At 71.2% G+C, this 22,673-nt stretch carries 21 protein-coding genes and 4 tRNA genes; 7 read left to right on the forward strand and 18 right to left on the reverse strand.

Annotated features, from left to right (window positions below; genetic code table 11):
• Positions 1-45: 45 nt before the first annotated feature.
• The 3 genes from ruvC to pdxT are packed head-to-tail and all read right to left on the reverse strand — an operon-like array spanning position 46 to position 2,015.
• The gene (ruvC, locus tag AC2AXK_RS06725; RefSeq protein WP_484344587.1) at positions 46-615 is read right to left on the reverse strand and encodes a crossover junction endodeoxyribonuclease RuvC; all 570 of its coding nucleotides are present in this window, start codon (positions 613-615) and stop codon (positions 46-48) included.
• Between the two features lie 38 nt (positions 616-653).
• Positions 654-1,409, reverse strand: coding sequence for a YebC/PmpR family DNA-binding transcriptional regulator (locus AC2AXK_RS06730; RefSeq protein WP_484344588.1), 756 nt, complete (start codon positions 1,407-1,409; stop codon positions 654-656).
• A gap of 3 nt (positions 1,410-1,412) precedes the next feature.
• The gene (gene pdxT, locus AC2AXK_RS06735) at positions 1,413-2,015 is read right to left on the reverse strand and encodes a pyridoxal 5'-phosphate synthase glutaminase subunit PdxT (protein WP_484344589.1); all 603 of its coding nucleotides are present in this window, start codon (positions 2,013-2,015) and stop codon (positions 1,413-1,415) included.
• A 123-nt stretch (positions 2,016-2,138) separates the two neighbouring features.
• On the opposite strand from pdxT, the gene AC2AXK_RS06740 reads away from it, so the two are divergent.
• On the forward strand, positions 2,139-2,852 hold the full coding sequence (locus AC2AXK_RS06740) for a hypothetical protein (protein ID WP_484344590.1): 714 nt from the start codon (positions 2,139-2,141) through the stop codon (positions 2,850-2,852).
• Between the two features lie 40 nt (positions 2,853-2,892).
• Here the strand turns inward: AC2AXK_RS06740 and AC2AXK_RS06745 are convergent, their stop codons facing one another.
• The 11 genes from AC2AXK_RS06745 to AC2AXK_RS06795 all read right to left on the reverse strand — a co-directional run bounded on the left by AC2AXK_RS06745 (position 2,893) and on the right by AC2AXK_RS06795 (position 12,917).
• Positions 2,893-3,426 carry an NUDIX hydrolase gene (locus tag AC2AXK_RS06745; protein ID WP_484344591.1) on the reverse strand — a complete coding sequence of 178 codons (534 nt, stop codon included), beginning with the start codon at positions 3,424-3,426 and terminating at the stop codon, positions 2,893-2,895.
• Entirely contained in the window at positions 3,423-4,301 is an 879-nt protein-coding gene (gene pdxS, locus AC2AXK_RS06750) for a pyridoxal 5'-phosphate synthase lyase subunit PdxS (protein ID WP_484344909.1), read from the reverse strand. Before pdxS ends, AC2AXK_RS06745 begins: the two co-directional genes overlap by 4 nt.
• Before the next feature lie 123 nt (positions 4,302-4,424).
• Positions 4,425-5,141 (reverse strand): hypothetical protein, encoded by a 717-nt coding sequence (locus AC2AXK_RS06755; RefSeq protein WP_484344592.1) that lies wholly within the window; start codon positions 5,139-5,141, stop codon positions 4,425-4,427.
• Complete coding sequence (locus AC2AXK_RS06760) at positions 5,138-6,328, reverse strand: glycosyltransferase family 4 protein (protein WP_484344910.1); 1,191 nt, start codon at positions 6,326-6,328, stop codon at positions 5,138-5,140. Before AC2AXK_RS06760 ends, AC2AXK_RS06755 begins: the two co-directional genes overlap by 4 nt.
• An 11-nt stretch (positions 6,329-6,339) precedes the next feature.
• Positions 6,340-7,293, reverse strand: coding sequence for a phosphatidylinositol mannoside acyltransferase (locus AC2AXK_RS06765; protein WP_484344593.1), 954 nt, complete (start codon positions 7,291-7,293; stop codon positions 6,340-6,342).
• 3 nt (positions 7,294-7,296) lie between these two features.
• Positions 7,297-7,974, reverse strand: a complete 678-nt coding sequence (gene pgsA, locus AC2AXK_RS06770; protein ID WP_484344594.1) for a phosphatidylinositol phosphate synthase — start codon at positions 7,972-7,974, stop codon at positions 7,297-7,299.
• Positions 7,968-8,624, reverse strand: coding sequence for an HIT family protein (locus AC2AXK_RS06775; protein ID WP_484344595.1), 657 nt, complete (start codon positions 8,622-8,624; stop codon positions 7,968-7,970). The genes pgsA and AC2AXK_RS06775 overlap by 7 nt, the downstream gene beginning before the upstream one ends.
• Positions 8,621-10,582: a threonine--tRNA ligase gene (gene thrS, locus AC2AXK_RS06780; protein ID WP_484344911.1), complete on the reverse strand. Its 1,962-nt coding sequence runs from the start codon at positions 10,580-10,582 to the stop codon at positions 8,621-8,623. Before thrS ends, AC2AXK_RS06775 begins: the two co-directional genes overlap by 4 nt.
• 226 nt (positions 10,583-10,808) lie before the next feature.
• Positions 10,809-10,883: transfer RNA gene (locus AC2AXK_RS06785), tRNA-Val, on the reverse strand.
• A gap of 86 nt (positions 10,884-10,969) precedes the next feature.
• The gene (locus AC2AXK_RS06790; RefSeq protein ID WP_484344596.1) at positions 10,970-11,824 is read right to left on the reverse strand and encodes an aminotransferase class IV; all 855 of its coding nucleotides are present in this window, start codon (positions 11,822-11,824) and stop codon (positions 10,970-10,972) included.
• A 4-nt stretch (positions 11,825-11,828) separates the two neighbouring features.
• A complete protein-coding gene (locus AC2AXK_RS06795; protein ID WP_484344597.1) occupies positions 11,829-12,917 on the reverse strand; it encodes a chorismate-binding protein in 1,089 nt (362 codons plus the stop codon).
• 183 nt (positions 12,918-13,100) lie between these two features.
• Between AC2AXK_RS06795 and AC2AXK_RS06800 the strand changes: the two genes are divergently transcribed.
• The 4 genes from AC2AXK_RS06800 to AC2AXK_RS06815 all read left to right on the forward strand — a co-directional run bounded on the left by AC2AXK_RS06800 (position 13,101) and on the right by AC2AXK_RS06815 (position 14,056).
• Positions 13,101-13,172 (forward strand) — tRNA-Gly (locus AC2AXK_RS06800).
• A 40-nt stretch (positions 13,173-13,212) separates the two neighbouring features.
• Positions 13,213-13,283: transfer RNA gene (locus AC2AXK_RS06805), tRNA-Cys, on the forward strand.
• An 82-nt stretch (positions 13,284-13,365) separates the two neighbouring features.
• Positions 13,366-13,440, forward strand: a tRNA-Val gene (locus tag AC2AXK_RS06810).
• 106 nt (positions 13,441-13,546) lie between these two features.
• A complete protein-coding gene (locus AC2AXK_RS06815) occupies positions 13,547-14,056 on the forward strand; it encodes an N-acetyltransferase family protein (protein WP_484344598.1) in 510 nt (169 codons plus the stop codon).
• Positions 14,057-14,111: 55 nt separating this feature from the next.
• Here AC2AXK_RS06815 and AC2AXK_RS06820 read toward each other — a convergent pair whose 3' ends face one another.
• The 3 genes from AC2AXK_RS06820 to AC2AXK_RS06830 form a co-directional block, all read right to left on the reverse strand.
• Positions 14,112-16,151 (reverse strand): glycoside hydrolase family 31 protein, encoded by a 2,040-nt coding sequence (locus tag AC2AXK_RS06820; protein ID WP_484344599.1) that lies wholly within the window; start codon positions 16,149-16,151, stop codon positions 14,112-14,114.
• Positions 16,152-16,277: 126 nt separating this feature from the next.
• On the reverse strand, positions 16,278-17,231 hold the full coding sequence (locus AC2AXK_RS06825) for a putative PEP-binding protein (protein WP_484344600.1): 954 nt from the start codon (positions 17,229-17,231) through the stop codon (positions 16,278-16,280).
• Between the two features lie 25 nt (positions 17,232-17,256).
• Entirely contained in the window at positions 17,257-17,850 is a 594-nt protein-coding gene (locus tag AC2AXK_RS06830; protein WP_484344601.1) for a TetR/AcrR family transcriptional regulator, read from the reverse strand.
• 458 nt (positions 17,851-18,308) lie between these two features.
• Between AC2AXK_RS06830 and AC2AXK_RS06835 the strand changes: the two genes are divergently transcribed.
• The gene (locus tag AC2AXK_RS06835; RefSeq protein ID WP_484344602.1) at positions 18,309-20,444 is read left to right on the forward strand and encodes a DEAD/DEAH box helicase; all 2,136 of its coding nucleotides are present in this window, start codon (positions 18,309-18,311) and stop codon (positions 20,442-20,444) included.
• A gap of 89 nt (positions 20,445-20,533) precedes the next feature.
• Here AC2AXK_RS06835 and AC2AXK_RS06840 read toward each other — a convergent pair whose 3' ends face one another.
• Positions 20,534-21,217: a DUF4352 domain-containing protein gene (locus AC2AXK_RS06840; RefSeq protein ID WP_484344603.1), complete on the reverse strand. Its 684-nt coding sequence runs from the start codon at positions 21,215-21,217 to the stop codon at positions 20,534-20,536.
• Between the two features lie 173 nt (positions 21,218-21,390).
• Between AC2AXK_RS06840 and AC2AXK_RS06845 the strand changes: the two genes are divergently transcribed.
• On the forward strand, positions 21,391-22,671 hold the full coding sequence (locus tag AC2AXK_RS06845; protein WP_484344604.1) for a sensor histidine kinase: 1,281 nt from the start codon (positions 21,391-21,393) through the stop codon (positions 22,669-22,671).
• Positions 22,672-22,673: the final 2 nt, after the last annotated feature.

The following is a 22,673-nucleotide window of genomic DNA, read 5'->3' on the forward strand; positions in this document are numbered from 1 at the left end:
GCGGAGCGTGCGAACACGTGTACTAATCGCTCACCGTACCAACCCTCAGCGGGTGCCCTTCGCCCGACGCGCCGCCTGCTCCGCGGACGCCCAGGCGCGCTGCGCAGGCGTGAGCTCGGACCGCTCGACGGAGTCGAGCAGGGCCGCGGGCCTCCACAGCTGGCAGATCGCCAGCGCCAGGGCGTCGGCGGCATCCGCCGGCCGAGGGATCTCGGCGAGCCCGAGGATGCTCGCGACCATCCGTTGCACCTGGGCCTTCTCGGCCCGCCCGTTGCCGCTCACGGCGGCCTTGACCTCGCTCGGGGTGTGCATCGCGACGGGTATCCCACGCCGCGCGGCCGCGAGCATCGTCAGCCCGGCCACCTGGGCCGTGCCCATGACGGTGGAGACGTTGTGCTGGGCGAACACCCGCTCCACCGCAACGACGTCCGGGCGGTGGCGGTCCAACCAGGCCTCGACGACCTCGGCGATCGTGAGCAGCCGGCGATCGACGGACAGGTCCGGCGACGACGTCGCGACCCCGACGGCGACGAGCGCCGCCCGGCGCCCGGGCACGGAGTCGACGACGCCGATCCCGCACCGGGTGAGACCGGGGTCCACGCCAAGTACCCGCACTCCCCCGCCCTCCGGTCGTGCCCGTCGAACCGGACCGTTCAGTCGTTCTCGAGCTCGGCCATGACCTCGTCCGACGCGTCGAAGTTCGAGTAGACGTTCTGCACGTCGTCCGAGTCCTCGAGCGCATCGATGAGTCGGAGAACCTTGCGTGCTCCGTCGGCGTCCACCTCGACCTGCATCGACGGGTGGAACACGACGTCAGCGGAGTCGTACTCGATGCCCGCTTCCTGCAGGGAGGTCCGCACGGCCACGAGGTCCGAGGGCTCCGAGAGGACCTCGAACGACTCTCCGAAGTCGTTGACCTCCTCGCCACCGGCCTCGAGCACCGCTTCCATCACCGCATCCTCGTCGGTGCCCTCCTTGGGCACGATGACGACGCCCTTGCGGGAGAACAGGTACGCGACCGAGCCCGGGTCGGCCATCTGGCCACCGTTGCGGGAGAACGCCGTGCGCACCTCAGCAGCTGCGCGGTTGCGGTTGTCGGTCAGGCACTCGACGAGCAGGGCGATGCCGCCGGACGCATACCCCTCGTAGAGGATCGTCTGGTAGTCGGCCCCACCGGCCTCCTGACCCGAGCCACGCTTGACGGCGCGGTCGATGTTGTCGTTGGGGACGGAGGTCTTCTTCGCCTTCTGGATGGCGTCGAAGAGCGTGGGGTTACCGGCGACGTCTCCGCCACCGGTGCGCGCCGCCACCTCGATGTTCTTGATGAGCTTCGCGAAGAGCTTGCCGCGACGAGCGTCGACGACGGCCTTCTTGTGCTTGGTGGTGGCCCATTTGGAGTGACCTGACATGCGTTAGTACTCCTTGCGAACGATCGATACGAACATCTCGTGGACCCGGGCGTCGCCCGTGATCTCCGGATGAAATGAGGTTGCCAGCACAGAGCCCTGTCGAACCGCGACAATCCTACCGGCGGCAGGGCCGCCCTGGATGGTCGCGAGGGCCTCGGCCTTCTCGCCCACCTCCTCCACCCACGGTGCACGGATGAACGCCGCGTGGAAAGGAGGACCGTCGATGCCGTCGACCTCGAGGTCGGTCTCGAACGAGTCCACCTGCCGACCGAAGGCGTTGCGCCGGACGGTGATGTCGAGACCACCGACGGTCTGCTGGTCGTTCGTGCCGTCGAGCACGCGGTCAGCCAGGAGGATCATGCCTGCGCACGAGCCGTACACCGGCAGTCCGTCTGTGATGGCTGTGCGCAGCGGTTCGTAGAGGTCGAAGATGCGCAGCAGCTTGTCGATCGTCGTGGACTCGCCGCCGGGCAGCACGAGACCGTCGATCGCCGCGAGCTCCGCGGGCCGCCGCACGCCCGTCGTCCGGGCACCTGCGGACTCGAGGGCCGCGCGGTGCTCGCGGACGTCTCCCTGCAGGGCCAGGACACCGATGAGAGGATTCACGAGGAGACATCGTACGCGTGGGGGACATCGCGTCCGCACGCCGTGGGTCCGACCTCGCTAGGGTGGCCGCACGTCCCCCGCCCTGCCCCGCCCCGCCGTGGCACCCGCCCATGAGGAGCCGCTGTGTACCAGTCGCCCACACCGCCCGCGTTCCCGTACGGCCCGACGCCGGTGCGGCCCGGAACCCGCGGGCCGAAGATCCTCACGCTCATCGGCGTGGTGACGCTCGTCCTGGGTGCGGTCCTCGTCGTCGGCGCGGTCGGCCGCTTCACGGACCTCGTCCCCGACGGGTTCTTCGCCGCCGAGTCCGAGACGAACGCGTACGTGCGGGGCAGCATGCCGGTGCCGGGCACCGCCGACGTCGATGCTGTGGCGGACCGGCGGTACGGGGTCGTCCAGAGCGGCGGGACCCGGACGCTGCCGTCCGACGCTGTCACCGTGGAGGGCCCGGACGGCCAGGAGGTGCCGGTGGTGGCGCGCACCCGCTCGTCGCCGGACGACAGCACCCCGTCCGCGGACAGCACGTCGTCCACCGACGTGGTGACGGTCGACGACGTCGGGAGCTTCAGGACGCACGAGGCAGGTACGTACACGGTCACGGTGACGCCGCCCGCGGGCTTCGACGCGAGCGGCGTCGAGGTCCGTGTCGTCGACGAGGAGTTCCTCGGGGACATCGCGGCTGACGCGGGTACCGGGATCCTCCAGCTCGTCGCCGGGTGTCTCGTGGGGTTCGTGGGGCTCGGGCTGACGATCGGCGGGGGCGTGTGGTGGGCAGTCCGCGCCGACGCACGCCGGCGCGCGGTGCCGCCCGGTGCGGTGTACCCGCGGCCCTACTGACGCGCCCGGCGCACGCGTCCCGTCCGTCCCTCGAGCGCAGCTACTCCTGCTCCTCACCGAGGTGGCGGACGGTCCCGTCCCACCCCTGGACGAGATCGGCGAGCAGGTCCGCGAGACCGCGAGGGAACACCTCCTCGGTCACCGCACCGAGCTCCGCCAGAGACATCCACGCCATGTCGTCGAGGAGGTCAGCCTCGAGGACGGTCCACCCCGCTCGCGTGAGAACCACGCTCGACGCGGCCCGTGCGAGGTAGAACGTCTCGTGCTGGCGGCAACGCGCTCGCGCGAAGTCGAAGACCGCTGACCGGGTGAGGACCGGACCGACGAGGTCGGCCTCCGTGAGCTCGATGCCGGTCTCTTCGCGGACCTCGCGGACCGCCGCGGCCGCGGACGTCTCCCCCGGGTCGATGCCGCCACCCAGGGTGAACCACCAGTGCCGGTCGGGTTCGTCCGCGTCGTGCCCGCGGACGAGCAGCACCCGGTCCTGCTCGTCGAGGAGCAGGACGCGGGCGGCGCTGCGTTCGAGCACACCGTCGGGGCCGGCCTCCCAGCCGGCGCCGGCGGCGGGAGTCACCAGCCGCGCTCGGCGAGGCGGTGCGGCTCGGGGATCTCCTCGACGTTGATGCCCACCATGGCCTCGCCCAGGCCGCGGGAGACCTTCGCGATGACGTCGGGGTCGTCGTAGAACGTCGTCGCCTTGACGATGGCCTCGGCACGCTGGACCGGGTTGCCGGACTTGAAGATGCCGGAGCCGACGAACACGCCCTCGGCGCCGAGCTGCATCATCATCGCCGCGTCGGCAGGCGTCGCGATGCCGCCCGCCGTGAACATGACGACGGGAAGCTTGCCCGTCCGCGCGACCTCCTTGACGAGCTCATAGGGAGCGGAGAGCTCCTTGGCGGCGACGAAGAGCTCGTCCTCGGCCATGGACGTCAGGCGACGGATCTCCGCGCGGATCGTGCGCATGTGCGTCGTCGCGTTGGAGACGTCACCGGTGCCGGCCTCGCCCTTCGAGCGGATCATGGCCGCACCCTCGTTGATGCGTCGCAGCGCCTCACCGAGGTTCGTCGCGCCGCAGACGAACGGAGCCCGGAAGGCCCACTTGTCGATGTGGTTCGTGTAGTCGGCGGGCGTGAGCACCTCGGACTCGTCGATGTAGTCGACGCCGAGCGACTGCAGCACCTGCGCCTCGACGAAGTGCCCGATGCGGGCCTTGGCCATGACGGGGATGGAGACGGTCGCGATGATCGAGTCGATCATGTCGGGGTCGCTCATCCGCGAGACCCCGCCCTGGGCACGGATGTCCGCGGGGACCCGCTCGAGCGCCATGACGGCGACCGCTCCGGCGTCCTCGGCGATCTTCGCCTGCTCGGCGGTGACGACGTCCATGATGACGCCACCCTTGAGCATCTCCGCCATCCCGCGCTTGACCCGGGCACTTCCCACGATGTCCGTCGTACCGACCGCAGCAGCGGTTGTCTCAGCGGACGTGTTCTCACTAGGCACAGCAAACCTCACTCAGTCCTGCGTCGGGGGCGTCGGCTCGAAGTCGACCGTCGCGTCGGCCCAATCCTACGCCGCAGGTGCTACCACCGGTCCGGACTGACCACCTGTCGATCCGGGTCGGCGCAGCGCGCTCGGCCAGGCGTCGTCGAACTCCACCGTGCTGGGCATCTCGGCGTGCCCGGCGAGTCGCACGAGGCGGACGACCCCGTTGCTGCGCATGCGTTGCGCCTGCGCGACCGCCTCGTTGTGGAACCGGCGGGCGAGCTGGACGCGGTACCACGCAGCGGCGAGCGCCTCGAGGAGCTGGGCGCTGTGCAGGTCCTCGTAGAGGTCGGCGACCTCGTCCGGGTCCTCGAGGACGGTGCGCAGGGTCGCGGAGAGCGCGCTCTCCGCAGCGGTGCGGTGGTCTCCGAGCCCGGTCCCGAGTGCGCGCCCCACCGTCGTGCGGGACGGGCTGCGGTGCTCGACGGCGTCCTGGCGGGTGTCCGCCACGAGCTCCGCGAGGTCCGGTACGGCGACGACGAGCTCGCGCCGGCCCCCGTCGTGGCTGGACGCCTCGTGCGCGGCCTCCGCGACCAGCAGCGCGCTCACCGGGTCGAGCAGCCCCGAGGCCGCGAGGTCCTTCGCGGCGAGCGAGCGGCGTACGAGCTGCGCGTCGAGCGCGAGGCGCGACGCGACGACCTTGCGGTGCAGGCGGTCGAGCCGCGTCGCGGAGACCCAGATGAGCCACGCGACGAGCGCAAGGACGAGCGCGACGAGTACAGCGGTCTCGGACCAGGTCATTGCTCGACCTCCGTCCAGCGTCCCCGGCGCGAGCGGACCGAGGCGGGGTCCTCCTGGACACCGCCGAGCGCGCGGCTGGCAGCGAGCACCATCTCGTAGACGGTGAGGACCTGCCCGGTCACGCGCGACCAGTCGAACTGCTGCACCATCTCCTTCGCGAGGGCCACGCGAGCGGCCCTCGCGGGCACGTCTGCGAGAGCACCGACGACCGTGTGCGCGAGGGCTGCACTGTCCCCCACGGGGAAGAGGAAGCCTGCACGTCCGTCGTCGAGCACCCGGACGAACGCGCCGAGGTCGCTCGCCACCACGCAGGCGCCCGCGCTCATGGCCTCGACGAGGACGATGCCGAAGCTCTCTCCGCCCGTCTGGGGCGCGATGTACAGGTCGACGGAGGACAGCAGAGCAGCTTTGGCGTCGTCGGTGATGGCGCCGAGGAACTCGACCGCCGCCGCGTGGTCGCCGAGGTCCTCGAGAGCCTGCTGGTGTCCTTCCTCCCCGCGACCGGCGACGAGGAAGCGAGCCCCCGGGACAGCGGCGAGAATCGCGGGGATCGCGCCGGTGAGGACCGGCAGACCCTTGCGGGGTTCGTCGAGCCGGCCGAGGAACGCGATGGTGGGTCGGTCGGTGGTGCCCGTCCAGGCATCCTCCGGCGCTGCGGCCGCGAACGCGTCGACGTAGACCCCGTTGGGGATGACGACCGCGTCGCCCCCCATGTGCTCCACGAGTGTCCGGCGGGCGTCCTCGGAGACGGCGATGCGCGCCGAGATCTTCTCCAGGCTCGGCCGGACGAGGGGGTAGGCCATCTGGAGGGCGCGGGACCGGATGAGGGCGGTGTGGAACGTCGCCACGATGGGACCTTCCGCGATCCACAGGGCGAGCATGCTCAGGCTCGGAGTGACCGGCTCGTGGAGGTGCAGGACGTCGAACTGCCCCTCCTTGAGCCACCGCCGCACGCGGGCGGCCGTGCGAGGGCCGAACGTCATGCGGGCGACCGAACCGTTGTACTTCACCGGGACCGCTCGCCCGGCCGACGTCATGTAGTCCGGGAGCAGCGTGTCCTCGTCCGAGGGTGCGAGGACGGACACCACATGCCCCTGTGCCATGAGCGCCTCGGCGAGGTCACGGACGTGGAACTGGACCCCCCCTGGTGCCTCGAAGGAGTACGGGCAGACGATGCCCACGCGCAGGCGCCGGGTCGTCATGTCGCACTCCTCGCGACGGTCTGCGCGTACCGGACGGGATCGAGGTCGTCCACGAAGACCTTCTGGAGCATGTGCCAGTCCTCCGGGTGGTGCGCGATGTCGGTACCGAGGGCGTCCACCCAGCCCTGGCTGAGCGCCCGGATCTTCTCGGCGGACGTGCCGTGCTCGGGCTGCGGGACGGGTGGGTGGAAGTGGATGACGATCCCCCAGCGCGTCCCCGCGGCACGGCGGCGGGCGCCGGTGAGGCGCTCGTACCAGATCGCTGCCGGGAGGAGCGGGACGCCGCAGGACAGGGCGAGCGCCGCAGGGCCAGCGGCTACCCGGGCGCGGTGCCCGAGAAGGTCGACCTCGACGCCGTGGCGGCTGAGGTCCCTGTCGGCCAGCAGGCAGACGAGACGCCCAGGGACGTGGCAGGCCCGCATGAGCGTGCGGAAGACGCTGGGATCACCGGCGGTGAGGATCTCCATGCCGAGGTCCTCCCGGAAGCCTTTGAACTCCGCGTAGAGGGTCGGCGGCTCGAGCCGTTCGGCGACGGTGATCACGGGCGCGAGCCACGCGGTCGCGTAGACCCCGGCGAGGTCCCAGTTGCCCTGGTGCGTGAGCGCGACCACCGGGCTCCCGCTCCCCTCGAGTGCTCGGGCGCAGTTCTCGTACCCCGTCACGCGCACGCGGGAACGGATCTGCTCCTGGGTGGCTCCACGCAGCACGAACACCTCCCGGTAGTACCGCATGTAGGAGCGCATCGCGCGCCGGCTCAGTGCCCGCAGGTCCCGGTCGGTGCTGTTCGGGCGGACCTTGCGCAGATTCCGCTCGAGCTGACGCACGCCGTCGGTCCGCGCGACCCACGTGAGGTCGGCGCCGACGTTGGCCAGGGCTGCCAGCACGGGCGTCGGGACGCGGTGCGCATGGCGCCACGCGAGGTGGAAGAGCCGTCCGGCGTCGAGTCCCACGGCTCAGACCTCGGTGCCGGTAGCGGGGCCGAGGCCTGCCTGGGTCGCGGCGCTGCTGGACGCGGCAACCGCGTCCATCGCCTGGCGGCGCACCGTCGCCATGCGCTGGAGCACGGTGACGAGGCTCGCGAGCGCGAGCGCGGCGAGGGCGACGACGAGGGCGACCGCAGGGACCCCGATCCCGACGAGCCCAGCCATGACGAGCGACACGACGAGCCGCTCCGCACGCTCGGCGATACCGACGGCTGCGGTCATGCCGAGTCCCTCAGCGCGTGCTCGCGCGTAGGAGACGAGGGCGCCCAGGACGAGGCAGGCGAGCGCGGTGCCGGTCCCCCACGCGCTGAGGGCGCCGTCGTGGTGAACGAGGAAGTAGGCGACGAGCCCGCAGAAGATGGCGCCGTCGGCGACCCTGTCCAAGGTGGAGTCGAGGAATGCTCCCCAGCTTCCCGAGCGGCCAGCGAGGCGGGCCATCGTCCCGTCGAGCGAGTCGAGGAAGGCGAAGGCGCCGATGACGATCGCGCCGAGCAGGAGGTGGTCGGTCGGGAACGCCCACAGCGCCGTGACGAGCACGCCCACGGTGCCGAGGATCGTGATGGCGTCCGGGGAGACGCCCGCGCGCAGGAGCACCTTGGCGAGCGGCGTGAAGATCGCGGTCATCACGCCGCGGAGGCGGCTCAGCATGCGTCGTCCCCCTGGATGGTCGTGCCCTGCTCGGTCGTGCCCTGCCCGGTGGGGACCGTGGGGTCCAGCGTCACCCAGGCGGCAGCCAGCAGCTCCCTCGTCTGCGAGAGCAGCTCCGGGAGCGCCTTCGTCCTCGCGACCACCGGCAGGAAGTTCGCATCGCCCGACCACCGGGGTACGACGTGCTGGTGGAGGTGGGCGGCGATACCGGCGCCGGCCACCGCACCCTGGTTCATGCCGAGGTTGAAGCCGTGCGCGTCGGAGACGGTGCGCACGGTGCGCATGGCTCGTCGGGTGAGGACGGCGACCTCGATCATCTCGTCCTCGGTGAGCTCTGTGTAGTCCGCGACGTGCCTGTACGGGCACACGAGGAGGTGGCCGGAGTTGTAGGGGTAGAGGTTGAGCACGACGTACGCGTGCTCACCCCGGGCCACGATCAACCCGTCCTCGTCGCTGCGCGCCGGGATGGTGCAGAACGGGCACTGCGCGCTCGTGGCGTCCTGCGGCTTGTCCTGCCCACCGATGTACACCATGCGGTGCGGCGTCCACAGGCGCTCGAGCCCGTCGGGTACCCCCGGGTGGTCGCTCGCGCGCTCCCGGTCCTCCCCCCAGAGAGCGCCGGGGGCGTCGTTCGCAGCGGGGCCGCTCACACCTGCGCCCGCTCCTGCACCGCTGCGACGATGCGCGCGACCGCGTCCGCGACGGCGACGCCGTTCTCCTGGCTGCCGTCGCGGAAGCGGAAGGAGACGGCCCCGGCCTCGACGTCCTCGCCGCCAGCGATGAGCACGAACGGGATCTTCTGGGTCGAGGCCGTGCGGATCTTCTTGGCGAACCGCTCCGTGCCGTCGTCGAGGTCCGCGCGGATGCCCTGCGCCCGGAGCTGCGCGACGACGTCACCGAGGTAATCGTTGAACGGCTCGGCGACGGGCACGGCGAGCACCTGGACGGGCGCGAGCCAGGCCGGGAACGCTCCGGCGTAGTGCTCCGTGAGGACCGCGAAGAAGCGCTCGATGGAGCCGAAGAGTGCGCGGTGGATCATCACGGGCCGCTGGCGCGTGCCGTCGGCGGCGGCGTACTCGAGGTCGAACTTCTCGGGGAGGTTGAAGTCGAGCTGGATGGTCGACATCTGCCAGGTGCGGCCGATCGCGTCCTTGGCCTGCACGGAGATCTTCGGCCCGTAGAACGCGGCCCCGCCCGGGTCGGGCACGAGGTCGAGGCCGGAGTCGGTGGCCACCTCCTCGAGCGTCCGGGTCGCTTCCTCCCACACCTCGTCGGAGCCGACCGACTTCTCGGGGTCGCGGGTCGAGAGCTCGAGGTAGAAGTCGTCGAGCCCGTAGTCGCGCAGGAGGTCGAGGACGAAGTTCAGGGCGTCCGTGAGCTCGGCCTTCATCTGCTCGCGCGTGCAGTAGATGTGCGCGTCGTCCTGCGTGAACCCGCGAGCGCGGGTGAGGCCGTGCACCACGCCCGACTTCTCGTAGCGGTAGACGGTGCCGAACTCGAACAGCCGCAGCGGGAGCTCGCGGTAGGAGCGGCCCCGCGCTCCGAAGATGAGGTTGTGCATGGGGCAGTTCATGGGCTTGAGGTAGTAGTTCTGCCCGGCCTTGCGCACGTTGCCGTCCGCGTCGAGCTCCTCGTCGAGGTGCATCGGGGGGTACATGCCCTCGGCGTACCAGTCGAGGTGCCCGGAGGTCTCGAAGAGCTGCTGCTTGGTGATGTGCGGGCTGTTGACGAAGGAGTAGCCCGCCTCGGTGTGCCGCTTGCGGGAGTACTGCTCCATCTCGGAGCGGATGATGCCGCCCTTGGGGTGGAAGACGGCGAGCCCGGAGCCGATCTCGTCGGGGAACGAGAAGAGGTCGAGCTCCACCCCGAGGCGTCGGTGGTCGCGACGCTCGGCCTCGGCGAGTCGCTCGAGGTAGGCCTTGAGCTCGTCCTTCGTGGGCCAGGCGGTGCCGTAGATGCGCTGGAGCTGTGGGTTCTTCTCGCTGCCGCGCCAGTAGGCGGCGGCGCTGCGCATGAGCTGGAACCCGTTCCCGAGGAGCTTCGTGGACGGCAGGTGCGGTCCACGGCAGAGGTCCTGCCAGGCGACGTCGCCGTTGCGGCGGACGTTCTGGTAGATCGACAGTCCGCCCTCGCCGACCTCGACGGACGCGCCCTCGGCGGCGTCGGCGCTCGAGGACTTGAGGCCGATGAGCTCGATCTTGTACGGCTCGTGGGCGCACTGGTCCAGCGCCTCGGCGTCCGTGACCTCGACGCGGCGGAAGGTCTGGCCCTCCTTGACGATGCGCATCATCGCCTTCTCGAGGGCTTTGAGGTCCTCGGGGGTGAAGGGCTCGGTGACGTCGAAGTCGTAGTAGAAGCCGTCGGTGATGGGCGGGCCGATGCCGAGCTTCGCCGACTGGTTCACCTGCTGGACGGCCTGCGCCATGACGTGGGCGGCGGAGTGGCGCAGCACGGCCAGACCCTCGGGCGAGTCGATCGTCACGGACTCGACGACGCTTCCGGCGGTGAGGACCTCCGCGAGGTCCTTGAGCTCGCCGTCGACGCGCATGACGACGACGTCGCGCCGGTCGGCGAAGTGCTCGGTCCCCGTGGTGCCCGCCGTCACCATGGTCTCCGCGCCGTCGACGGTGAGGGTGACAGAAGGCTGTGACGCAGCGGGCGACTCGAGCACGAGGGACGTCTCCTTGAAGGGGCTGGGCGCACCCGTCGACTGAGGGTGCGCCCTCGATGTTACCGATGTTGGCCCGACCCCGGGGTCGGCCGGGTGGTTGTGGCGGAGTGCGCCGGGGAATGACGAAGGCCCGGGATCGTCGGACCCCGGGCCTTCGTCGTGCTGGTGGGCGATACTGGGTTCGAACCAGTGACCTCTTCGGTGTGAACGAAGCGCGCTACCACTGCGCCAATCGCCCGCTGAGCACCCGGACGTGCGGTGTTCGTGGACGATGCTAGCCGCTCAGTGCCCCGGGAAGCCAACCGGGCTCCCACCGGCGCGGGCTCACGGGTCGATGTTCTCGGCGACGTGCCGGTTGAAGAGCACCTGGGCCGCGAGCGTGAGCAGCCCCGGTGCGATGTCCTGGCCGTCGAGCGAGACGACGGGCACGACGTTGCGGATGCTTCCGGTGAGGCCGAGCGCCGCGCGGCCGGCGAGGACGTCGTCGAGCACCGTGAAGGGAAGCTCGTCCGGGCGCGCCTCGCGGACGGGCAGCCCGTCGAGCGCGGCCCACTCGAGGAGGAGCTCGCGGGTGATGCCTGCGAGGCACCCGGTGGACAGGCTGGGCGTGAGCAGCTCGCCGTCACGTTCGACGAGGACGTTGGAGCCCGTGCCCTCGCACAACGCGCCGAGCGTGTTCGCCATGAGGCCCTCGTCCGCCCCGTGCTCCGCGGCCCGGGCGAGGCCGACGACGTTCTCGGCGTACGACGTCGTCTTGAGTCCTGCCACAGCGGAGCGCTCGTTGCGCACCCAGGGCAGACGCACGGCACGGGAGGTCACGGCCGGCGACGCGGGCCCGGCGGCGACGAGCACGGTCGTCGGGGCGTCCCCGCGCAGGGAGCCGAGCGGGCCGGCACCGGCCGTGACGGTGATGCGCAGCCTGCCCGCAGCGGTCCCCGCGTGCGCAAGGACCTGCGCGACGCCGTCGCGCACGAGCTCCTCGTCCGGCGGGCTGATCCCGAGGCCCGTGGCCGAGCGTGCGAGGCGGCGCAGGTGCCGGGTGAGCGCGAACGGCCTGCCGTCGTAGACGGCGAGCGTCTCGAAGACGCCGTCGCCGACGGTGAGGCCGTGGTCGACTGCGCTGACGGCGGGCTCGTCGGGCGACACGAGACGTCCGTCTGTCCACGTGAGAACGGTCATCCGATCAGTGTGCCGCAGATGCGAGCGCGACGAGCCGGTGAGCCTTGAGCTCGGTCTCCGCCCACTCGCGGTCAGGGTCGCTCCCCCACGTGATGCCCGCCCCCGTGCCGAAGTGCAGGTACGCGCCGCCGCCCGGGACGTGCGGGCTGTCCCGGGTCCACCAGAAGGTCCGGATCCCGACCGCGAGCTCGGCGGTCCCCGCGTCGCCGTCGATCCAGCCGACGGCACCGCAGTAGGGGCCACGCGGTACCGGCTCGAGCTCGGAGATGACCCGCAGGGCCGAGGACTTCGGTGCGCCGGAGACCGAGGCGGGCGGGAAGGTCGCATCGAGCACGCGCGCCCAGAGATCAGGGGCGGCGACGATGTCGGGGCGCACCGTGCCCGTGACGGTCGAGACGAGGTGCACGAGCCCGGGGTGCTCCTCGAGCGCCAGGAGCTGGGTGACCTCGACGCTGCCCGGTGAGCAGACATGGTGCAGGTCGTTGCGGACGAGGTCCGTGATCATGACGTTCTCGGCCCGGTCCTTGGCGGTGAGTCCCTCGGCGGTGCGCGCCGTGCCCTTGATCGGGCCAGAGGTCAGTGCCGTCCGACCGCCCTCCGCGGAGATCCTCAGGAAGAGCTCGGGTGACGCCGTGACGACCCACACCGGATCGAGACCGGACGCGGCCGGCACGTGGAGCACGCCCTGGTACGGCGCGGGGTTCCCCGGGGCGAGATGGTCCGCGAGCGCCCGGGCGTCCGGCTCGTCGTCCCCCTGCCCTGCCCACGGGGCGGCCATCACCCGGCAGATGTTCGCCTGGTAGACGGTCCCGTCGAGCACGTGCTTCCGGACGGCGCGTACCGCGTCCCGGTACTGCGTGCCGTCGAGCGACGAGGTCCACGAGTCGGCGGCCGGCCCGTGCCACCCGTCCCGTGCGGACGCCCGACCGGTGGTCCGCCGGACGTCGGCGAACCGCCAGGCCCGAGCCTTGCCCTCGAAGTCGGCGACGACGAACCACACCCCGTGCAGCAGTGCGTCGGGACGGGTCGCCACGTCGATCACCTCGACCGGTTCTCGGGCCTCGACGTCACCGAATCTCGCATATCCGTCCACGCGGGTAACGGTACCGACCCGTCCGAGCGACGCGACCGTGACCAGCGACAACGGGTTTTCCCTGGAATCCCGCCGATCAGGGCGGCACAGCGAGGGCCGGTTGGACTATCGGCGCTCAGGTCTATTAGAGTCTGGGACGCGCCGAAAACGCCGGGGAGAACTTCCCCGGAGTGATCGAAGCATGCGGACGTGGCTCAGTGGTAGAGCATCACCTTGCCAAGGTGAGGGTCGCGGGTTCGAATCCCGTCGTCCGCTCGGAGAGATTTCCGGGCAACCCCTGGAAGTGCTTCTCAGCGGTGGAGTGGCCGAGAGGCGAGGCAGCGGCCTGCAAAGCCGTCCACACGGGTTCGAATCCCGTCTCCACCTCGCACCGTCAGGCATGCAGCACCGCGAGCATGTCTGGCAGCACGAGCACCACCCGCAGTTGATGCAGGACAGCACGACGCTTGGGCGATTGGCGCAGCGGTAGCGCGCTTCCCTGACACGGAAGAGGTCACTGGTTCGATCCCAGTATCGCCCACCAGCAAGGCCCCAGGTCATCGACCTGGGGCCTTCGTCGTCCCCGCGGACGCGCAGCCGTTCCGGTCAGGATCGGGTTCATCTGGATCTCGGTCTGGGATCATCCTTTCGTGAGCAACGAGGTCAGCGCCGCAGAGGAGATCACATACCGACCAGCGGAGGCGAGGGATCGCGCCTTCCTGTTCGAGATGCTCGTAGACGCGTTCAACTGGCGTGAGGACCCAGACTTCGACCGGTCGCTGCTGGAGCAGCCCCAGATCGCCCACTACCTGATCGGGTGGCCAGCCGCCGGAGATGTCGGCGTCGTCGCCGAACGCGGCGGCGCGCCAGCGGGCGCGGCCTGGGCACGCCCGTTCAGCAGCGATGACCCGGGATACGGCTACGTTGCCGACGACGTGCCCGAGATCACGGTGGCTGTCGCCGCCGGCCACCGCGGTCGGGGCTTGGGGCGTGGGCTGCTCACCCACCTCATCGAAGCTGCCCGCGCGTCCGGCGCTCGAGGTCTGAGCCTCAGCGTCGAGGACGGCAACGCCGCACGGGGACTCTACGAGCGGATGGGCTTCACGGTCGTCGGGCGAGAGGGAGACTCCGACACGATGAGCCTGAGGATCGCGTCGTGATGGTCACCGGAGCGAGTCACGGACAGTGGTCGCTCCTGCGTCGGGCCGGTCGGCCTCAGCCCTTCGGGATGCGTCCCACGAGCTGGGGCAGGGCGCCGTCGCGCGCGAACACGGGCACGGTCGCCAGCGGTGCGTCGACGTCGATCCGCTGGCCCCCGTCGTGCACCTGCCCGGTGACGAGCGACGTCCACGTCGCCCCGGCGGGCAGCCAGACCGAACGTGATCTCACACCTGCCTCCATCACCGGGGCGACGAGCAGCGAGGGCCCGTAGAGGTACTGGTCGGCGATCGTCCAGGCCTGCGGGTCGTCGGGGAACTCGTGGGAGAGCCCACGCATGACGGGTTGGCCGTCGGTGTGCGCCGCGGCCATGAGCTCGCGGGTGTAGTCGCGCAGGTCCTCGCGCAGGTGGACGTAGTGGGACAGCACGTCGTAGACGGCGTCGCCGAACGACCACAGCTCGTTGCCGGCGCCGCTCGCGTTGCGCTCGGTCCCGTCGGCGGCGTGCACGGGGTGCGAGGGCGCGCGGTCGCCGTGCAGGCGCATGACGGGCAGGAACGTGCCGACCTGGAACCAGCGGACAAGGAGCTCGTGGAACGCGGGGTCGTCGGTGCGACCACCCCCGAACCCGCCGATGTCCGTCGTGAACCACGGGATGCCGGCGGCGCCCATGTGCACGCCGGCAACCACCTGACGGCGCAGGGTCGCGAAGTCCGAGTGGATGTCGCCGGACCACACGAGGGCGCCGTACCGCTGGGACCCGGCCCACGCGCACCGCACGAGGTTGACCACCTCGGTCTCGCCGTCCCCCGTCTGTCCTTCCCAGAACGCGCGGGAGAACGCCTGCGGGTACAGGTTGCCCACCTCGAGCCCCTGCCCGGCGTGGTACCGGTAGGCGTCGTAGTCGTAGATGCCGTACTCGGGCTCGGCCTCGTCGAGCCAGAACATCCGGATGCCGTAGCGGGCGTAGCCCTCGCGGCACCGGTCCCACAGGTATGCCCGGGCGCGCGGGTCGGTGACGTCGACGAACCGGCTGGGGCCGCCGAACCACATCTGCACGTCGATGCCGCGGTTGGTGCGCACGAGCAGGTTGCGCGCCGCCATGTCGGCGAAGTTCTCCGACTCGAACGACACCTGCGGCCAGACGGACACCATGAGCTCGACGCCCAGCTCGGCCAACTCGGCGACCATGGCGGCCGGGTCGGGCCAGAACTCGTCCTCGAAGCGGTAGTCGCCCAGGTGCGGCCAGTGGAAGAAGTCAGCGACGATCACATCGAGCGGCAGACCGCGGCGCACGTGCTCGCGCGCGACGGACAGGAGCTCCTCCTGGCTGGAGTACCGCAGCTTGCACTGCCAGAACCCGAGGCCGTGCTCGGGCATCATGGGCGCGTGCCCGGTCGCCTCGGCGTAGCGGGCGCTGATGGCCGCCGGCGACGCGCCCGTCGTCACCCAGTAGTCGATCTGACGGCAGCTCTCGGCCGTCCACTCGGTGCGGTTGGACGCGAACGTCGCACGGCCGATCGCGGGGTTGTGCCAGAGGAACCCGTACCCGGCGCTCGACCGCACGAACGGCACGCTGGCCTGGGAGTTGCGGTGCGCGAGCTCGAGCGTGCAGCCCTTGAGGTCGACGAGATCCTGCTGGTACTGGCCCATGCCGGTCAGGTGCTCGCCGTCCGGCGCCCGCAGCGCCAACCCCGCACGTACGCCACCGCCCGGCAACGGCTGGTAGGTGCGTGCGCGGACCTTGAGCGCGCCACCGGAAGGCTCTTCAGCGAGCAGGAGCGTGCCCTCGTGGTCCTCGAACGCCAGGCGGCAGCTGTGCCTCATCGCTCCGCTCTGCCAGTCCTTGCCGCTGCTCGCGGTCGCCACCACGCGGATCCGACCGTTCGTCAGCGTCGCCGTCGTCCCGTGCACGACGATCGCCGCCCCGGCGTGCGCGGCAGGGTCCGGTGGCAGCAGGGCCCAGTCGGCGTCGACGACGTCGCCGAGGGCCGAGCGGACGCGGACACTGTCGCGGCCCCACGGCTCGACGACGAGGGTCTCACCGTCACCCCGCCAGACGAGTGTGCTGCCGTGGACGTCGAACGGGTGTGTCACGGGGCTGCGTCCTGTCCGCGCCGGCTGACCGGCGCTGGTGCTCGGCGGCCCGGGGGAACCGCATCCTCATGCGCCGCGACGGCGGTGCGCCACGCTGCGCAGCACTGCCGATCGGCAGCACGATCGTCACCGTATCCCGTGTCGCGGTCGCACTCCCCCGCCTCCCGCCGGAGTGTCGTCGTCTCGGGGGGTCTCGCGGCTGTGCAGCCGGCGTGCAGCGATCGCCTCGAGTGTCCGTGACTTGACGGTCGTGAGGTGCTGCAGGTCGGGAAGCTCGTCCGCCCTGGCCAGCTGGAGCTTCGGCAGGTCGGAGTAGTGCACGATGCCCCGGTCGACTCCAGCGGCGATCGCGGTCTCGACAAGAGCAGGGGTGAGGTAGCCGGCGAGGTCGACCGCACCGCCGACGGCGTGCACGGACCGGACGACGCCCGCGAGCAGGCGCGCGAAGCCGGGCACGGGTCCGGTCCGGAGGGAGGACCCTCGACGTCTCGCCGTGAGGAGGCTCGTGAGGTCGTTGGACCCGACGACGAAGCGCCGGCACCCGGCCGCGGTGAAGTCCTCGATGTCGACGGCAGCAGCCGGCGTCTCGATCATCGTCCCGACGACCACCTCGTCACCGAGGACCGCGTACACACGCTCCCGGAACCAGCAGAACTCGTCGATGGACGTGACGAACGGCGCGATCACCTCGAGGTCGGAGTACTGGCGCCGGACCTTCCCGACGGCGTGGAGCTCGGCGTCGAGGCTCTCGGGGAACGCCATGTGCCGTCGGACGCCACGCAGGCCAAGCAGGTCGTCGCCGTCCTCGTCGTCTGCGTGCTCGACACCGCGCAGGACGTTCGCCTCGGCCTGCGTGACCTCCATCGTGCGGTAGGTCACCGTCCCCGGGCAGCGCTCGCAGATGACGGACAGGTAGCGTTCGAGCTCACGACCGGCGAGGGGGTCGGTCGGGTACCGCAGGACGCCACGGAAGACGTACTCGCCCCGGACGAGTCCGACACCTGCGAATCGGCTCAGCAGAGCGCGTGACGGTGACTCGCCGCTGAGCGCGAGCGACATGGGAAGACCAGCCGTGTTCATGGAGTCACTCTCTCGTTGGCGGACGTCACCTGCTGGCGCGCTCGTCGAGGCGCCGCACGGACTCGGCGACGGCGCCGTGCAGCATGAGCTCGAGGTCCCCGACGAGACGGTACGGATCCTCCACCATGCCGCCGTCGACCCACCGCAGCACGATCGACAGCACGGCCGAGGTGTAGAAGTCGACGACAAGCGCGCGGTCGGAGTCGAGTGCCGGCCCGCCGTCTCCCACCTCCGCGACGACGGCCTCGGTGACGGGTCGCATCTGCCCGAACAGGAAGTTCTCGAGGCCGGCCCGCCCGAGCCCGTCGAGCACCGCGACGGTCGAGGAGCGGTTGTCCAGCAGGTAGCGCAGCAACCGGTGCAAGCCGTCAGCCCATGCGTCGGCCGTCGCCGAGACGTGCACCTGCTCCCGCACCTCAGTCTCGAACACCCACTGCCCCAGATGGCGGACGTCGCGGAAGTGGTAGTAGAAGGCCTGCCGCGTCAGCCCGCAGTCGCGGGCCAGCTCGCTGACGGTCACCTTGTCGAACGGCTGGGTACGGAGCCTGCGCTTGAGCGCGGCCGCCAGGAGGTCCCGGGCAGACGCCGACCGACCTGCGGGCGCGCTGTTCCGGCTCATGTCTCACGGTAGGCCGGTACCTGCACGGGCGCCCGTGAGCAGGACGCGACGCACCGGACGACGTCGTGCGCCCCGGAGTCCTCTACGCTGGGAGTCACCAGTTCCCTGACGCCTGAGCGAGACGGCTGGGTGTCGACTGATCTCCTCCCGGACACGGAAGAGGTCATCGATCCCGTGTCGCTCACAGCAGCACACCAGGAGGCAGGTCCGGAACGATCCGGGCGCCCCTCGTGCATGTCGGGAAGCGTGCGCCGTGTGCGGACGTGCTTGAGGCTCACGCCGCGAGCTGCACCTCGCGGCAGGGTGCCTGCTGTGCCTGATGTCGGAGGCGGCCCGGACCTCGGTGCGGTTGGCACTGCTCGACCGAAGGACGTCCCGACCGCCGACCGGCGACGGGACGCTGTGAGATGTTCGTGCCGCGCCCCGGTCGGGGCGCGGATGCTTCAGAAGGAGGACATGTGGCGCGACGAGGCCAAGGACGGTCGGGAGGCACCCAGGGTGCCGTCAGTGCCCAGCGACGCCGGGCGCCGCGCCGCACAGCCCAGGGGCTCATCCCGGTGCTGGCCGACGTCGCCCGTGAGGTCGACGTCGCCGTCAAGCGCCCGCCCGCGAGCTCGACGGTGCGCACGAAGTTCCAGGTCGTCGCGCTGCTCGTACGCGAGGAACGAGCCCGGTTGATGGCCGACGACGGTCTGACGACGTCTCGACGCGGCGAGGAGCTCAAGCGCCTCGACGGCATCGCGACCATGCTGGCCCGGACCGCTGCCCGGGACACGTCGCTGCTCGCGCTGCTCGCTGACGACGCCCGGGTCTCCGACTCCGCACGTGCCTTCAAGGCGACCGTGATGCGCGCTGGTGGGCTGGAGCCGACGGAGGAGCCGCCGCCCGTGGCGCCGACCACGCCGGCGCCCGCACCGACCGGGGTGGTCCCCCAGTCGGTGCGGGCCCGTCAGATGGCGAACCCCTTCCTCGCGCCGGACTACGCGGCTGCCGCCGAGCGTGCGGCGCCCCGTGCCCGCCGTCTGGCCGGCTGGGAGCTGCTCGAACCGCTCTTCCGGTCCTTCGAGCGGGCCGCCACGGGGGCGCCCGCCTGCATGACGCTGCCGGATCCCCGGCCCGTACCGTCTCCCCGCGGCCGGGAGGTCATGCCGCACCAGGCGCAGGTCGTCACCGCGACGGCCCGGGGCCACCGCACCTTCCTCCTCGCCGACGAGCCCGGGCTCGGCAAGACCGCCCAGGCGTTGCTCGCCGCCCAGGCGGCCGACGCGTACCCCTTGCTCGTGGTCGTGCCCAACGTCGTGAAGGTGAACTGGGCGCACGAGGTGGCACTGTGGACCCCGTCCCGGCGGTCCACCGTGGTCCACGGGGACGGCGACCAGATGGACGGGTTCGCCGACGTCGTCATCGTCAACTACGAGCTGCTGGACCGGCACGTCGGGTGGCTCGGCGACCTGGGCTTCCGCGGCATGATCGTCGACGAGGCCCACTTCATCAAGAACAGGACCTCACAACGGTCCCAGCACGTCCTCGCCCTCTCGGAGCGGATCCGCACCCGCGTCTCCCGGCCGTTGCTCATGGCTCTCACCGGCACCCCGCTCATCAACGACATCGAGGACTTCCGCGCGATCTGGCAGTTCCTCGGCTGGATCGACGACACGGGCCCGCTCGGCCCGCTCCAGGCGGCCCTCGAGGACACGGGGCTCACCCCGGCGGACCCGGGGTTCTCCTCGGCTGCGCGCGCGAGCGTCATCGACATGGGGATCGTGCGCCGCCGCAAGGCCGACGTGGTCGCCGACATCCCGGCGCGCCGGGTCGCGGACCTCGTGGTCGAGCTCGACGGCGCCGCCGGACGATCGATCCGTGCCGCCGAGTCCGCGCTCGTCGACCGGCTGGTCCAGCGCTACCGCACCGCCCTCGAGATGCGCTCCGGGGAGGCCACCGTGGACGGGATCGACCAGGAGCTCGTCCGGCGGGTCGCGTCAGCGGAGCTCAAGGACTCGAGCTCGACGAGCGAGAACGTGTTCTCGATGGTCCGTCGGATCGGCCAGGCCAAGGCCGGGCTGGCCGCTGACTACGCCGCGCAGCTCGCCCGCAACGTCGGCAAGGTCGTCTTCTTCGCGAAGCATGTCGACGTCATGGACCAGGCCGAGCAGCTCTTCGCCGACCGTGGTATCCGGTACGCCTCGATCCGTGGCGACCAGACGCCGAAGGTGCGGGAGAAGAACATCGCCGCGTTCGTCGACGACCCGGACGTCTCGATCGTGGTGTGCTCCCTGACCGCCGCCGGTGTCGGGCTCAACCTCCAGGTCGCGTCGAACCTCGTGCTGGCGGAGCTCTCCTGGACCTACGCGGAGCAGACCCAGGCGGTCGACCGGATCCACCGGATCGGTCAGGCCGAGCCTGTCACGGCGTGGCGGATCATCGCCGCACAGACCATCGACCCGAAGATCGCCGAGCTCATCGACAGCAAGTCCGGGCTCGCCGCCCGCGCGCTGGACGGGGCGGACGAGGAGGAGACGTCGTCGTCGACCGTGCAGCTCGACGCGCTGGCCGGTCTGCTCACGGACGCGCTCGCCTCGAGCATCGAGGTGTGATCGACGCCGCCCGCCGGGTGACCGCCCGGCGTCGATGACGAGACGAGAGGTCCCGGGACATCCCGGGACCTCTCGTCGTCACGGCTGGGTCAGCCGAGAGTGACCGTCACCCCGCCGGAGAACGCCGAGTCGTGCAGCTCGAGCGAGGCGGGCACGGCATCGGCGGGGATGTCGAAGACGACGATGCCGTCGACGCTGTTCCCCGGGTTCACGCTCTCGAGGAAGCTGTTGCCATCGAGGTAGATCGCTGCCGCGCCGTCCGCCGAGTGCTCACGCCCTTGCGTGTCGACGAGCTTCTGGGAGCTGGAGTCGAAGTACTGGGCTGCGTCGCCGATGTTGCGGACGGTGACGTGCACGAGCACGAACTGGCCCTGGGCGTCCTCGCCGAACATGTCAGCGCCGATGCGGCTCACACCCTGCTCGACGTTCGTCACCGTGAACTCGAACGAGCCGTCCGCGGCCGCGGTCCCGACACCTGTACCGGCAGGTGGCGCGTCCTCGACAGGAGCGGGAGCCGCGGGGTCGACGGGGGCCGCGGGGTCGACCGGCGCTGCCGGGTCTGCCGGCGCGGCGGGAGCGGGCGCAGTGGTCTGCGCGGCGTCGGGCGTCGACGCGTCGCCCGACCCGGCCTGTGCGGCGACGACGATCCCGACAACGACGAGGATCGCCGTGAAGATCTTGTGCCGGGCGAAGAAGTTCTTCCGAGCAGGCTGCACGGGAGCGGGCTGGGCGTAGACGGGCTGGGACGGCGCGGGGCCGGCGGGCTGAGACACGAGAACCTCTTCTGGTGGTGGTCGGATGCGATGCCTCATCCCATCCCGGGGTACCTGTCCACCACATCGCCCGACCGGGTGGACATGAGCACCCGATCGGGCGACGCTCGGGCGGGAACGCGTCACCCGGTCGGACGATGCCACCGGACCGGCACGGACCCTACGCTGACGACGTGCCCTCCTCCCCCACAGCCTCCCTCGCCGGTCCGGGCGCCCGCGGGCGCCCGGACACGCTGCTCACCGTCGGGCTCGTCGCGGTGACAGCCGCGTCGATCCTCGTGTCGTCGGCCTTCGCGGGTTCGTCCGTCACCGGCCCGGAGGGCACCTCCGCCACCTGGCCCGCGGTGCGCGCCGTCCTCTCCTGGGGCCCGGGCGCCGGCATCTGCGTCCTCGTCGCCCTCCGGCGTCGCCTGCCGATGGTGCTCGTGGTGGCGGCCTCGCTCTACACCCTGCTCTTCCCCGTCGACTCCGTCGGCGCGCTCGTCGGCCTCGCGACGGTGATCGCGTACCGCCCAGCGCGTGATGCCTGGCGCGCCGGGGCTCTCGCCACCCTGGCCACGGTCGTCGCCGTCACCCGCGACGCCGTTCGTCCCGGGGAGTTCCAGGTCTTCTCCCCCAAGACCCCGGAGGGCGGCGCAGCGCTCCCCTGGTGGTTCTACGTGCTCGTGGCTCTCGTCGCTCTGGGTGCGGCCGTGTCCGCCGGCCTCCTGCGGCGCAGTGCGCGGACCGTCGGCCGGATCCGCTCGGAGCGGGACGACCAGGCAGCCCGGAGCGAAGAGCTGCGGACCGAGCTCACCCGCCAGGAGGAACGCGACCTCCTGGCCCGGGAGGTGCACGACGCGCTCGCGCACCGTCTCTCGCTCGTGTCCTTGCAGGCGGGCGCTCTCGAGGTCGCCGCTCATGCTGACGCCGGGCTGCGCTCGGTGGCGCAGGCGGTCCGTTCCAACGCCCACCGGTCCCTCGAGGACCTGCGCGACCTCATCGGCGTCCTGCGGGACCCGACGCGCGCCGATCAGCACGACGACACCACGCCGGACCCGTCCGTCACGCTCGCGGACCTTCCCGATCTCCTCGAGTCGTCGCGTCGTGCCGGTACGCGGATGCTCGCGACCGTCCTCGTCGACGATGCTCACGCGGCAGGGTCCGCGCTGACCCTCGCGACGTATCGCATCGTGCAGGAGGCGTTGACCAACGTGCACAAGCACGCCCCGTCTGCCGAGGTCGACGTCCGGGTGACCGGCGGCCCCGGGCGCGGGGTCTCGATCCTCGTCCGCAACGCCCTTCCGGTCTCACCTGCGCCCCACGTGCCGGGTTCGGGGTCGGGTCTGGCAGGGATCCGGGAGCGAGCGCGCCTCCTCGGGGGCGAGGCGACCACGGCGACCGAGGACGGGACCTTCATCGTCGACGTGCACCTCCCCTGGCCTCCCAGCGCCACCGGTGCACCTAGCATGTGACG

The organism is Sanguibacter sp. Z6_81, assembly GCF_057180625.1.

Coding starts and splice junctions, on each gene's coding strand:
- AC2AXK_RS06790 (WP_484344596.1), bottom strand. CDS start 11,824: ATGACCGTTCTCACGTGGACAGACGGACGTCTCGTGTCGCCCGACGAG.
- pgsA (WP_484344594.1), bottom strand. CDS start 7,974: ATGCTGAGCCGCCTCCGCGGCGTGATGACCGCGATCTTCACGCCGCTC.
- AC2AXK_RS06755 (WP_484344592.1), bottom strand. CDS start 5,141: ATGACCTGGTCCGAGACCGCTGTACTCGTCGCGCTCGTCCTTGCGCTC.
- AC2AXK_RS06825 (WP_484344600.1), bottom strand. CDS start 17,231: ATGAACACGGCTGGTCTTCCCATGTCGCTCGCGCTCAGCGGCGAGTCA.
- thrS (WP_484344911.1), bottom strand. CDS start 10,582: ATGGTGACGGCGGGCACCACGGGGACCGAGCACTTCGCCGACCGGCGC.
- AC2AXK_RS06830 (WP_484344601.1), bottom strand. CDS start 17,850: ATGAGCCGGAACAGCGCGCCCGCAGGTCGGTCGGCGTCTGCCCGGGAC.
- AC2AXK_RS06730 (WP_484344588.1), bottom strand. CDS start 1,409: ATGTCAGGTCACTCCAAATGGGCCACCACCAAGCACAAGAAGGCCGTC.